Source organism: Stieleria magnilauensis, from assembly GCA_007753675.1.
GTDB lineage: Bacteria > Planctomycetota > Planctomycetia > Pirellulales > Pirellulaceae > Stieleria > Stieleria magnilauensis.
The window spans coordinates 5,014,695-5,028,377 of record CP036432.1 but is presented as its reverse complement, the minus strand read 5'-3'; the positions used below and the strand labels follow the sequence as shown (position 1 = coordinate 5,028,377).

Genomic DNA, 13,683 nt, shown 5'->3' with positions numbered 1-13,683 from the left:
TTCGCTCTCTCCATCCTTCTGCCAAATTCAAGGTTCGAATTCATTGGTTGCGACTCATTTTGAAAGTGGTTTTGGATGCTCGACAAACGCGGCGGGCCGGCTGTTGTCGGCGATGTCTTTGGCGAATGTTTTTAAGTGCTGCACCAGTCTCTGGACGACCTCTGGATTCGAGTCGATCACATTCGTCTTCTCGCCGATGTCCTTTTCCAGGTCGTAGAGCTGCGCTGGTTTTCCGTTTCTCGTATGGAGTTTCCACTTTCCCGACCGGACAGCCCGCAACTGGTTTCCGCCGTGGTAAAAGAACGCTTCGTGCGGTGTCGGGGCTTCGCCGATGAGCGTCGGCCAGATGTCTTTGCCGTCGATGACTCGATCGGTGGGGATCATGGCACCGGCCAACTTCGCGAACGTCGGCAGCAAATCTATGGTGGTCATCAGTTCGTCGTTGGGCTTTCCCGCGGGAATCTTTCCAGGCCAGCGGACGACGGTGGGCTCGCGCATGCCGCCTTCGAAGGTGGTCCCCTTGTTGCCGCGCAATGGGCCGGGGCTGGCGAAGAGGGTGTTCTTTGGGGGGCCGTTGTCGGAGGTGAATAGGACCAGTGTGTTTTCGTCGAGACCGTGGGCCGCCAGGGTGTCGAGGATTTGACCGACGGACCAGTCGATTTCGGCGATGGCCTGGCGGAAGAGGTTGTCCCGCGTGCGGTAATCGATCTTGCCGTCTTCTTCTTTTAATTTCGCCACAACGTCGTCTGGGACACCTTTCATGAATGGAGGCGACACGTGCAACGGCGCGTGGGGAATGGGATGCGGTAGATACAGGAAAAACGGATCGTCCTTGTTCCGCTCGATGAATGACACCGCACGTTCGGTGATCCGCTTGGTCAGCAAATCGGCATTCGGCTCCATCTCGATGACGGCGTCATTGTTCAGCAACGGCAGCGGCGGGAACTTGTAGTGATTTTGCCGCGGATGAAACGGGTGAATGTCGTGGCTGTAGGGAATGCCGAAGTACTCATCGAAGCCTTGTTTCGTCGGCAGAAACTGCGGCTGGTCTCCGAGGTGCCACTTGCCGAACATCCCTGTTTTGTAGCCTGCGGTTTTCAGGACTTCGGCGATGGTGATTTCATCCGGGTGCAATCCCTTTCGGTCGCCGGCGAGCAACACGCCGAAATGGGAACCCGTCGCCATGTCGATCCGTTTGGGATAGCACCCGGTCATCAGCGCGGCCCGCGACGGCGTGCAAACCGGTGCGGCCACGTAAAAGCTCGTCAGCCGGGAACCTTCCGCCGCCATCTGATCGATTCGGGGTGTGCTGACGTGCTTGCCACCGAAGCAACTGAGGTCGCCATAGCCCTGGTCATCGGTGAAGATCACCACGAAATTTGGCTTGCGGTCTGCCGCCCGGACCGGTTGAGCAAACAGCCCGCTCAACGCTGCGATCACCAAGATGGGTAGGACGCTGGATTTCAAATTTAATGACATTTGATGTCTCTCTTTGGGCTGGTCATGATCGTCGCTCTACTTGGGTGTCCGCGGCGCGTTCAGCCATTGCTCAAGCTGATCCGTTAATGAGGCGACCAGATCAGGATGGTCGTCGATGACGTTTCGCTGCTCGTTGGGGTCGGCTTCCACGTCAAACAATTCCACCGGCTGTCCACGCAGTGCGAGCAGTTTCCATTTTCCCCGCATGGCGACTTCGGTGGCAAACGGTTTAAGTTTCGGGTAGTGGCGTTGAAGGTGCTTGTACAGATCAAGCTGCCAGAACACGGTCCCCCTGGCGTCGACGCTCGGCGCAGGCCCGCCCTTGAGATGAGGCAACAGACTCATCCCATCGAGCGGCAATTCGCTTGGCAGTTCGACTCCGGCCGCATCGCAGAACGTCGGCAGAAGATCGTTGGTATGGCCAAACGCGTCGGACGTCTGACCGGCGGGAATCGCCGCCGGCCACCGCACCACCATCGGCACACGAATCCCCCCGTCGTGCAAGTCTGTCTTGCCGCCCTTCAGTTCGCCGAGATAGCCTTCAAACGCTGCTCCGTTGTCGCTGGTGAAGAGCACGAGGGTGTTGTCCGCGATTCCCAATTCGTCGAGTTTTGCCAAAAGCAGACCGACTTTGGCGTCCATGTGTTCGATCATCGATCGGAAGCGATGCTGGTCATCGCTGATGCCGTCGGCCGCCGTGGCGGACCAGTGCGGCTCTGGAGCGGGCTCGTAGGGCTTGTGGGGAACGAGCCACCACAGATTGATGAAAAACGGTTTCTGGTCGGCCGAGAATTTCTCGATCAGCTCCATCGCATAATCGCCGTTTGCATCAGTCAAATGTTTTGAATGATAGGTGTCGTCCTCGCCGACACGCAGATCGTTGCGCAGCAGCACCGTTCCGCCCTGTCGAAAGAGCGTTCGCTCGCGACCCATGCGACCGCGCAGGGGCTGCTGCTCGATTTGCGTCTGATAGAACTGGAACCCGTGCTGTCGCGGGCCAGGCTGATTGTCCAGCCGTCTTCCCTGTTCGTCGACATGCAGGCCACCGAGATGCCACTTGCCCACGTGTGCGGTGTTGTAGCCCGCGTCACTCAATAGTTCCGCCACCGTCGTCGCCGATTCAGGCAGCCACCGATTCACATCGTTGAAATGCTTCGTGATACCGAATCGCAACGGGTACCGACCGGTCAATACCGAAGCTCGCGTCGGCGAGCACACCGCTGATCCGGCGTAAAAACGCGTCAGCCGCGCCCCTTCGCTTGCGAGTCGATCGAGGTGCGGCGTCTTGACGGCGGGGCTGCCAAAACAAGACAGGTCTCCGTAACCCAGATCGTCTGCCAAAAGCAGAATGATGTTGGGCTTCTCGCTCGCATGGGCCATACCGACCGAGCCGAACAGCGCAGACAGCAGCACCAGACAAGTGACGGTCGTGCGGACGCAACCCAACCTCGACCTATTCATGACGTTCTCAACTCTCATTTCAGACTTTCTTTGCCAACGTGTCGTTTGATGTGAACCGGCTTAATCGAGGTGGGTGACGACGACGTAGTACGCGCCCAACTCACCGTCCTTGATTTCAAAATAGGGGGCGAGCTGATGCGAACCCTTTTTGAGTTCCGTGACGAAGCGGACTTCTTCGGCATCCGTCTCGACCGGCTTTCGGTCAAGGTCCTTGCCGTCCAGTCGCAGCACACCGTGGGTCGCACCGACGGCAACTCCGGGCGTGGTGCGAAACGCCTTGGTGGCTCCTGGGACGTTGTCGCCGGCGGCAAGCGGTGCGTTGATCGCAGTTCCCGACTCGACCGGCCAGCGGCGGAGAGCGATTTGGTACTTGCCATCTTGGATCACCTTGACCGCCCAGTGGCCCTTGTGGACGAGTTCTTTGGAGTTCTGCAGTTCAATCGCCGCGCGGATCGATCCTTGGTGCCACGGGGGATAAATCTCCTGGATCCAGTCGTGGGCGGTCAGGCTGACAACGGGGTGTTCGGGATGGCCGAGGTAAATCTCGGTCGTTTGCGAGAACGTCGGTTCCAATTCCGCCCACCACTGTTCGTAAAACTCTCGCATCTTTGCGACGACTTCGGGGCGTTTCTTGGCGATGTTGTTCTTTTGTCCCGGGTCGGCGGCGATGTCGTACAGCTCTTTGCCGTTGATCAGCCGATACTGTTGCGACATGACCGACGAACCCCGCCACTTGATCGGATCGCGAACGCGTTGCGAATCGCTGATGACAAAGCGTTCGGGCCAATCAACGTCTTGGGTCGGATCGAGCAAGCTGGCGATCGAGACGCCATCAAAGGTTACCGATTCAGGCTTTGGTACACCGGTCATGTCGAGCAACGTTGGGACGATGTCGACGGCGTGGGTGAGTTGGTCGACCTGATGCTGCTTGGTCAGGCCACCGGCCGGCCAATGCACAAAGAACGGCACGCGGTGGCCGCCGTCATACGGGCTTCCTTTGCCGGCACGCATTCCGGCATTGTAGATCTTTGCACCGCTGGCCGTCCCGTTGTCCGTCGTGAAAATGAAGATGGTATTCTCAGCGATTCCGAGTTCTTCGATCAGCTCACGGGTCTTGCCAACATTGTCATCGATGTTGGTGATCATTCCGTAGAACGCGGCGATGTTGTCGGATTGGTCAGGATACAGATCGAGGTATTCCTGCGGGCAATGCAGCGGGCCGTGCGGTGCGTTGGTTGAAATGTAGGCAAAGAACGGTTGCTTCTGTTTCGCACACGAGCTGATGAAGTCGGAGGCCCGAGAAAAGAAGACGTCGGTGCAGAAGCCTTTGGCCGGAACGATTTCACCGTTGTGAAAGTAGGAGCCGTCGAAGTAGGCGTTGTCCCAGAGGTCGGGCGTTTGGCCGACACCGCCACCGCCGTGTCGAAAGACCTCGGTGAAACCCCGGTCCTCGGGTCGATAGGGATAGTTGTCGCCGAGATGCCATTTCCCGAACATGCCCGTTTCGTAGCCGGCGTCGGCGAACATCTGGCCGACGGTGACTTCGTTTTCACGCAGCATCGAACGCCCCATGATGGTGTGCCAAACGCCGGTGCGGTTCGTCCAGTGACCGGTCAGCAGCGAGCAACGCGTGGGGGAACACGTCGGGGCGACGTGGTAGTCCCGCAGACCGGAGCTTTCCGAAGCCAACTTGTCGATGTTTGGCGTCTTGATAATCGGGTTCCCGGTGCATCCGAGGTCGCCGTAGCCCTGATCGTCCGACATGATCAGGATCACGTTCGGGCGAGCGGCCTGGACCGCAGGGACGAGCCCCAATGACAACGTCGAAAGCAACGCAACAGCGAAACAGGCAATACCAGAGGTGTTCATCGTCTTCAATTCCGGAGGGGCAAACGTTTTCATGGGTGCTGGTTTTTGAATGGGTTGGGTGCGGGCGTGAGTCGTGGATCTTTGCTACGGAGTCGAGTGTTCGGTGTTGCGCAATCCGATTAGGGACAGGTCGATCGGGACGATGCCCATTTCCAGTGCGGGAGATCCCGGCTTGAATCGAAAGTCGCCGTTTTCCGGGTCGACGAACATCGGGTCCGTCGCCCGACTGTTGGCGTCCACTCCATCACCTTGCTGTTTTTTCAGCATCTGTTTCGCCAGTTCCGGATCGGTCGAGCTGTAGTAGATGTTGAAATCGGTATCGGCATCCTTCGCTCGCGCCAGTTGCCGCCCTCTGCTATCCTCGGTCTTGCGTCCTTTCCCAGGAGCCAATTCATCGATGAAGACCGTTTCGTTGCCCATGGAATAAAAGATGTTTCGCTTGATCACGGCACCGTCCATCGGCCCTTCTCGCAACGACAAGTAGTAGCCTCGGGGCGGCGAGAGGATGTCGGCCACGATGTTGTTTTCGGCGCGATTGTTCAGTTTTAAAATGATCCCCTGCGCCATGCACTTGTAGATCAGGTTTTCCGCGATCAGCGTGTCACGCTGGCCGCCGTCGGTTCGAATCGCCGCCTGCATCAACATCGGGGTCACCAAGTGGTGGATGTAGTTGCGGCGGATCACATTCCCGGCACCCGCACCGCGAATGTAGATTCCGTTGCCGTCGCCCATGGTTTCCATCACGTGATGAATCTCGTTGGACTCGATCGTATTGTCACGTGAGTGAAGGTAGGGGCGAACATCGTCGAGCGTCGGATTGCGAGGCACATCACCGACTTCGTGCTTTCGGATGGTTCGACAAAGCTCTCGTCCGTTTCTGTCGAAGAAGTGGGACATGAAACCAGAGACGATGATTCCACAGTACGGCATGTCGTGAATCAGGTTGTTCGCCACGCGATTGTTGCCGCTTTGCCAGACCATGATTCCGGGCGAATGCAGGTAGATGCGTCCCAGATGATGGATGTGATTGTTGAACACGAGGTTGTTGCGATTGACATCCTTGGTGCCCGGACCGTAGCCGCAAAGCAAGATGCCGGCTCCTCCCATGTGCTCGATATGGTTGCCGGAGATTTTGTTTTCCTGGCCGTGCAGGTCCACGCGGATCGCACCGCTGCCGCTATGGGCAAAACGACAGTTTTCGATCATGCAGTTCTCGGCGCCGCGAAGACGAACCAACGCGTTGGCCTTGTCATGCATGTCCCAATCGTGTTGCAGTCCCGCATCGTCAGCGGTTAGCTGATAGCGTTCGCCGTGCATGAACGTCAGACCGCGAAAGCACAGATTCCTGGCCGGGATGTCCTTGGGCCCTTCTTTGTCGACGTCGCCTTCGATGCGAATCAACTCCGTCAATTGAGGTGCCACCACGGGTGTCTGATTTCGCGGCCAAAGGTAGACCTTGCCCTGCTTTGTATTGAGTACCCATTCGCCCGGTTCGTCGAGTTCCTCCAGTGCGTTCTCCACCCAGCACGATTCGACGGTGGGCAAGAAATGCAGCTTGTTCATGGCGTAGGTTGCATCGATCGAGGTGCTCGCCATTTGTGTTTGTTCGTCCACCGATGCCAACGGAAGCACATTGGAAATCCACGCATGATGCGGGCGGACGATGATTTCCACGTCCTCCACATTCGGCCAGTTCTTTAAGCGACCTTTGGGGAAATGAATCCGGTTACGGCTGCCACCACTGAGAGGGATAAACCCAGCCGAGCGGGCTCGCGGCAGCATCCCTTCTTCGTCAAAGAGCGTGAAAAAACGATTTGAAACGTCCGCGACCCACACCTGGCCGATCGCCGCGTCGGGCAAGCCAGGCAGGTCCTCGGTGACCTTCTTCCATCGGTCGATCGCTTGGCCCGAACTGAACACCGGGGTTTCGCCGGGATAGGCGGCGTAGGTGACGATCGCATCGTCCTGCGGAGAATCTTGCAATCCAAACACGACGGTCTCGTCCAGTCGGTAAGTCCCGCCGCGAATGAGCACCACGACATCGTTGGATGGCCGCTCTCCCGACTGCCGGATCGCGTCCCGCGCCCGCTGCAAGGTCGCGAACGGTCCGTCGTTGCCCTGCGGGTTGGGTTCTGCCAACGTGCCTGACCAACTGTCCGAGCCATTGGTGGCGACGTACCAATCGGCATCGGTCTCTGCTGCTCGGCCAACACTTCCAGCCAGTACGACCAACAACAGAACCAACAGATGTTTTATCATGTTCACTTGCTGCTTGCTTTTGATAACTGTTCCACAAAAAACTGCACGCTGCGATCGACAATGACATCGAATGACGGGTCAATCTCCGCGCCCACCTTTCGCCAGTTGTGTCCGGCATTGCGGATGATCATGACCTCCACCGGAGCCCCAAGTTCTTCCGCTCGCTCTTGCATGTACCACGCGTGCTTGACCGGAATGGTGGTGTCTTTGTCGCCCTGGATCATCAGCAATGGCGAACTGTCCTTGGACAGATAGTTGATGGGGCTCATCTCGCGGTAACGAGACAACTTGTCTTTCGGGTCGGCATCCGGATCCAGAATCCGGTTTCCAAAACGGTCCGGGTTCTTGGATGAATCAGAGGTCTGGAACAAGTCCACCTTTTCGAAATCGCACGGACCATACCAAGAGACGCCGGCGACGATGTTGTAGTTGGCATCGGCGAGACTTGGGTCTCCCGGCAAACTTTCCGGTGCTGAGAGCAGCAGCATCTGGGCAATTTGTCCGCCGGCGGAATCTCCCATCACAAAAAAGCGGGTGGGATCCAGGCCCAACGAATTGCCGTTGCTGGCCAGATACCTCACCGCATCTTTGCAATCGATCACGCAGTCTCGCATCAAGACGCCGCTGCCCTTCTTGGTAAGCCGGTAATCCACTGTAGCCACGCAGAAGCCTTTTTCGATCAGCTTCTCAAACAGCGGTTTGAACAAGCCCTTGGTGACGCCGTGCCTGCTGCCCGCCGCCCAGCCTCCGCCGTGCGTGTAGACGATCAACGGGCACTTGCTGTCACGCTTGTCCGTCGGGTAGTAGAGATCCAAAGACAGCTTCTTGCCCCCGACTTCCTTGTACCCGACATCGAGCTTCTTTTCGCCTTTCGTCTCAAGCGATGCCGGCAACCTCTTGTTGGACTGAGTCGCATCCTGCGAAAAGCATGGCAGCCCGATCGTTGCTGCCGCCAGGCAGCAAACAAAAAGCTTCGTTGATGCAACTCTCATTTTCGCGAATCTCTATCTCCAAGCCGGCAGTGGCAAAGGACCTCGAGCGTGACGACTCAATTCGCCGCAGCGGCTTCTTTTTCAGTTTGTCCCGAGAACAGGTAGACCGCGAATCCAAAGACCGCGATGACGACAAAGCAAATCAGCGGCAAGAAGAACGACACGCGAACGGATTCCAACGTCTGGCCCGCGATCGTCATCCCCGGGCCGTCAATCAATCCGCCTTGATATCGCGGCATGAACGCGCCGCCGACAATCGCAAAGATCAAACCTGCGGATCCCAGCTTGGCGTCATTGGGCGTCAACCCGCTCAGGGCGATTCCGTAAATGGTCGGGAACATCAGCGACATGCAGGCTGAGACGCCGATCAAGCAATACAAGCCCGGCATGCCTTGGACAAAGATCGCTCCGGTCGTCAGCAAGCCGCCGCCGACGGCCAAGATTCCCAGCAGCAAACCGGGCGACAGGTATTTCAGGATGAACGTGCAAATGAACCGACTGGCCAGAAAGATCACCATCGCAATGATGTTGTAGTTCTGCGCCTGTGCCGCGCTGAGTCCAACCAGCGTCATCCCATAGTGAATGATGAATGTCCAACACATGATCTGCGCGCCGACGTAAAACGCCTGGGCGACCACGCCGCCGACGTATCGCCAACTGGTCAACAGGTGCTTCAACAGCGCTTTCAGTTCGATCTTTTCCTCCTCATGCCCCGTGTCCGGCAGTTTCGAGACGGCGAAGACGACGAGCACCAGCAGCACGACGATTGCGATGACGACGTACGGCGTTTTCACGACGTCCAAGTCATGCGCCACCATCGCTTGCCGTTCGTCAAAGTGATCTTCGGCATGCTGTTCCATCGCCGTGGTGATCAAGCCATCGACTTCACTGGGCAGCATCGTCGCGTATTCCGGGTGCGCCTGCAGTTGCGCCTCCCGAAACTCCGAAACCTGCAGAGCCGGCAAGATGAACGTACTGGCGACCACCATGCCGGTCAGCGATCCGATCGGATTGAAGGCCTGGGCAAGATTGAGTCGTTGAGTCGCCGTTTCGCGCGGGCCCATCGACAGGATGTACGGATTCGCGGTGGTTTCCAGAAACGCCAGCCCGAAGGTCAGCACGTAAAAGCCGACCAGGAAGACGTTGAAGTTCATCATCATGCTGGCCGGAATCGTCAGCAGGGCGCCGATGGCGTACAGCAACAGCCCGACGATAATCCCGGACTTGTAGGAAACCTTGCGGATCACGAGCGCCGCCGGGATCGCCATCGTCGCGTAGCCGCCATAGAACGCCCACTGAACCAGACTGCTCTGAGCGTTGCTGATCAAAAAGATCTCTTTGAACGCTCGCACCAACGGGTTGGTGATGTCGTTGGCGAAACCCCAGAGCGCAAAGAGGGTCGTGACAATCACAAACGGATAGATGAACTGAGTCGGCACCACGGGTAAATCGCGGGCCGGGCCAACGGTCGCTGCGTCGGCTGATGGGCTGTCTTCGTCGGTCATTCGGTTCCTGACTGTATGCTCTCAGGGGTGTGGGCGGAGGCATCATGCGGCAGAAAGCATTTGCGTCGCAACGATTTTCTGCCGGAAACCAGACGATAGTTCAATCAAACGCCTCGGGGATACGGATTCGCAACATGATTGTAATGAATTGCGGCACCCCGGCGACGCAGCCTGCGCAAAAGACTCGTCCGCGCTCCTCCTATTGCGACGTGAAGCGTCGTTTCAATCAAAAGTCAGACACCGAACCGGAGTATTCAGTCAGCACTTTGGCATCGAACTGAAAGTCGTCCACTGTCACATGTCCCCATCCGTCGGTCGAATGGTCGACGACTTTGATGAACATCTTTTGCCCCGCATACGGAGTGGTGTCCCACACGGCTTGCTGCATGGCCTGGTGGTTGATGCCGCGTGCGACTGCGACTTCTTTGCCGTCGGCCGTGCACAACGCGGCGTAGGTGGACGGTCCGCGTCCGCCGCCGATCCGGAAAGTCATCGTTCCGCCTTGGGGAATGAACAGTGGTGAGACGATCACGCCGGTCTGCTTGTCCATGCCCTTGGTGGCCTCCGCGGACGGTTCAAGCGTCGTCAGATAAAAGTCGCCCTGTTTGTTGTAGACTCCTTGATTGTTGAAAAAGCGGTCTCTGCTACCGATGGCATGTCCGAACTCGCCGTCGACGACCTTCCATGGTTCCAGCACGCCGGACTCGAAATCGAAGGACGCGGTTCGGGGACTCGGTGTCGCCGGCGTTTTCTTTGCGGGGTTGCCTGGCGCACGCGTGTTTCGTTTCGCCGGGCCGGACGCTTGCTTGGGAGGCGCGTAACTTGAAAGCAACGCGTCGAGTTCCTTCACCACCTCGGGACGTTCCTTGTATACGTTTCGGGTTTGATTGACGTCCGCTTCCAGATCGTAAAGCTGAGCGGGAGGGGCGTCCTTTTTGATTTTTCCGTCTTCGATGTCGCTGTTGACCGAACCCACAAAGCTAACCGCCGGTGGTCCGGCGAACGTGTGATCGCCCGGTTTGCGTCCCCCGAACCCGCCGCTGCCCTGGCCGGGGATATACATCCACTTGCCTTGGCGGACCGACAGGTGCGTGCCCTTGTGCGGTGCGAGGACCAGGTGGTCACGTAGCGGTTGCTCCGGTTCGTCGACAAAGGCAGCCAGCATGTTGACGCTGTCAGCCTGCTCAGCCTTGTCCAGCTTTTGTCCGGTGACAGCGGCAAACGTTGCCAGCATGTCGACGTTTCCGATCAACTGGTTGGACGTCGTTCCGGCCTTCACCTTGCCCGGCCAGCGGACGATCATCGGTACGCGGTGACCGCCTTCCCAGACGCCGAACTTGAATCCCAGCAGGTCGCCGTTTTGTCGATGCCCCGCTTTGAAAGCGGCCTGTCCGCCGTGGTTGAACATGCCGCCGTTGTCACTGGTGAAAATCACCAGCGTGTTGTCGCTCAAACCGTTTTCTTCCAGACACGCCATCACCTCCCCGACAATCCAGTCCAGTTCATGGATGAAGTCGCCATAAAGTCCGCATTGGCTGGTGCCCTGAAACCGTTTGGCCGGTGTAAACGGGTGATGAATGTTGGTCGTTGCCAGATACAGAAAGAACGGTTTGTCCTTGCGTTCATTGATCCACTCGACCGACTTCTCCGCCAACGTGGTGCCGACCCGGTAATCGTTGAACAATTTGTGAGCTTCCTTCGCTCCGCCGAATTGGTTGCGACTGCGCTGCGCGGCCTCCGGAGGAATCGGTGTGATCGGCGTGGCGCCCTTTGGGTTTCTGCCCAGAAAAACCAACGGATCGGCGGGATCGCTTCCGACGATGCGATCATTTTCCACAAAGACATACGGAGGAGCACTGTTGACCACAGGCATCCCAAAGTAGTAATCAAAACCAAGGTCTTGTGGTCCGGGACGTAGCGGTTCCTGCCAATCGTTCTCATCTTGACCGAACCCCAAATGCCATTTTCCAAATGCTGCCGTGCTGTAGCCGCTGTTTATAAACACATCTGCGATCGTCGTTTTCTCGGTGTCGACGAGAAGCGGTGAGGTCACCGGAGCTGGTCCCCAGATGCCCCTGCCCCCGTTACCGCGCAGCGGGTATTGGCCGGTGAGCAGCGCGTAGCGCGATGGGGTGCAGACCGCTGAGACCGAATGCGCGTCGGTAAATCGGCGGCCTTCGGCGGCAAGCCGGTCGATGTTGGGCGTTTGCACCTTGGTTGCACCATAACAGCCCAGGTCGCCGTAGCCGAGATCATCGGCAAAGATCAGAACAACGTTGGGCGGTGTGTCGGCGGCGCGGCAGAATGAAACCGTCGCCAACGACAGAAAAAGACTGGCCGAGAGTATCAGGGGAATGTTCTTCATGGTTGTTTGTCGTCTTATCATGCGGAAAGTCTGGAATGAGCAGGAAGCAGCCCAAAACAGGTGCGAAGGAAGACAGTTTCATGGTCTACTTTGAACGCGGTTTTGGATGCTTGATCTCCGGCACGACTGGCGAGACTGGGATGTTGAGCACCTCTTCCGGATCCGGCTTGCGGTTGGAGGTCGTGTCTGAATCGCCATACCAATACATCCCGACCGCGTAGCCCATCTCGCAATCCGTCCAGGACCAGATTTCCATGTCCAGTCGTAGCGAGCTGCTGAAGGGCATCGTATCGAGCGCGCGGGTGCGGGTTTCGGTGCTGAAGCCCTGCGTGTTCTTCTCGTCGATCTTGGGTTTGCGGTTCAGCTGATTGTACTTGTGACTGAACGTCTGGGCGTGAAACGGGTGTTCGTAAAAGTCGGTGCTGCGACCTCCCCAAGAATACGCGTAATAGTCTTCGGTGCCCGTGCCGAAGATTGACGGGAACGTTTCGCCGTCGACGAAAATCTTTTCGTCACCTTCGCCCCACCATCGCTCCACCGGATTCATGATCGTCAGCGTATCGCCGACGTAGACACCGCGTCCCTTCAGCGTGACGTAGTTCCAATCTGAATACGGCCGTGTCGGCACGGGGAATTGACCTCGCCAGGCAGCGTGAAAGTACATACTGGATGAATCCCAGTTCCAATGTCCGGCCGTTGCCGTCAGTTCAACGTCAACCGGCTCCTCGCCCAGGTTCAAGATCGAAACCGTTGCATCGTTTTGATACGGCATGACCCAACGGCTGGTCATCGTGCCGTCGCTGTCAACCGTGCGATACCATCCCTGAAACGGGTTCAGGCCGATGCCGGAACCGAAGAAGTCGCCGATCGGGCACCAGACCGTTTCCTTTCCGTCAAAGCTGATCTTCAAAACGACGTGCCGAGTAATGTTTGCGTCGTCGTAGCGGTCCAGTTTGAGCGACAGGGTTTGGATCGCGGCGGCGCCCTCTCTCAGCGACACAGACTGCTGCTGGCCGCCGCCGAGGGTCTCCTTCAGTTTGACCACATCGCCTGCCGCGGCCTTGGCCGGGTTGAGGAGAGAGTCACAGGTTGCGGTGATCGATGACTTGGCGGACCGGAATTCTTCCATCGAAAACGTCGTCACGTCGACGTCTTCCTGGTACTCGCGGTACGTGAACTGGAAGAAGAACGGGTGATCCGACATCGTCACCTTGCAGCTCTTGGCGTAAGGAATCGGGAAAAACGAAACGGCTGACCGCAGCGACTCGTGTGCCAGTGGAAACGGAATCAGACCCTTTCCCTGAAACAGATCGAACATGTTGCCTTCGAGGGCCGGTTCGGACGCACCATCGAGGTAGAACCGAATGATGATGTCGGATCCGGGCTTCAATTGGTTTCGCCAGGGAACCCAAAATCGGACAATCGCCCCCGGGCCTTCGTCTTCCATCACCACCCATTCCTTGCGGCCGTGGTTTTCTTCGGTGCGAACGAAATTGTGGTGTTTGTCGCTCGTGTTGCGATCAAAGTTACTGAACCATCCCTTGGGGTCGTCGGGCGTTTTGGAAGCCCGGTCGTAGCTGCTGGCTTGTTTGAGACGGAAGTCGGCTTTCGGGTACCGCGCCACCTGATCGCGATCAACCATCTCCCTGAGCAAAGACTGGATCGAAACAGGCTGCTGTGATTGAACATGAGTCGCAGCCAGCGCCACGACGGCGAAGATGAGACAAGTGCTTTTCGAGATGCTCTTCATGAT

At 57.7% G+C, this 13,683-nt stretch carries 8 protein-coding genes; all 8 read right to left on the bottom strand.

The annotated features are described in order from the left end of the window. Nucleotides 1-54 precede the first annotated feature (54 nt). Entirely contained in the window at nt 55-1,479 is a 1,425-nt protein-coding gene (locus TBK1r_RS17625; RefSeq protein ID WP_145213293.1) for a sulfatase family protein, read from the bottom strand. A gap of 36 nt (nt 1,480-1,515) precedes the next feature. Beyond that, nucleotides 1,516-2,940, bottom strand: coding sequence for a sulfatase family protein (locus tag TBK1r_RS17620; protein ID WP_419581473.1), 1,425 nt, complete (start codon nt 2,938-2,940; stop codon nt 1,516-1,518). Nucleotides 2,941-3,000: 60 nt separating this feature from the next. Next, nucleotides 3,001-4,842, bottom strand: a complete 1,842-nt coding sequence (locus TBK1r_RS17615; protein WP_372897857.1) for an arylsulfatase — start codon at nt 4,840-4,842, stop codon at nt 3,001-3,003. A gap of 51 nt (nt 4,843-4,893) precedes the next feature. Beyond that, nucleotides 4,894-7,068: a right-handed parallel beta-helix repeat-containing protein gene (locus TBK1r_RS17610; RefSeq protein ID WP_145222771.1), complete on the bottom strand. Its 2,175-nt coding sequence runs from the start codon at nt 7,066-7,068 to the stop codon at nt 4,894-4,896. A gap of 2 nt (nt 7,069-7,070) precedes the next feature. Continuing rightward, on the bottom strand, nt 7,071-8,060 hold the full coding sequence (locus TBK1r_RS17605; RefSeq protein ID WP_145213290.1) for an alpha/beta hydrolase family protein: 990 nt from the start codon (nt 8,058-8,060) through the stop codon (nt 7,071-7,073). 56 nt (nt 8,061-8,116) lie between these two features. Then, nucleotides 8,117-9,565, bottom strand: a complete 1,449-nt coding sequence (fucP, locus tag TBK1r_RS17600) for an L-fucose:H+ symporter permease (RefSeq protein ID WP_145213286.1) — start codon at nt 9,563-9,565, stop codon at nt 8,117-8,119. A 226-nt stretch (nt 9,566-9,791) separates the two neighbouring features. After that, a complete protein-coding gene (locus tag TBK1r_RS17595) occupies nt 9,792-11,930 on the bottom strand; it encodes a sulfatase family protein (RefSeq protein ID WP_145213281.1) in 2,139 nt (712 codons plus the stop codon). Nucleotides 11,931-12,015: 85 nt separating this feature from the next. Then, a complete protein-coding gene (locus tag TBK1r_RS17590) occupies nt 12,016-13,680 on the bottom strand; it encodes a glycoside hydrolase family 172 protein (protein WP_419581472.1) in 1,665 nt (554 codons plus the stop codon). Nucleotides 13,681-13,683 lie beyond the last annotated feature (3 nt).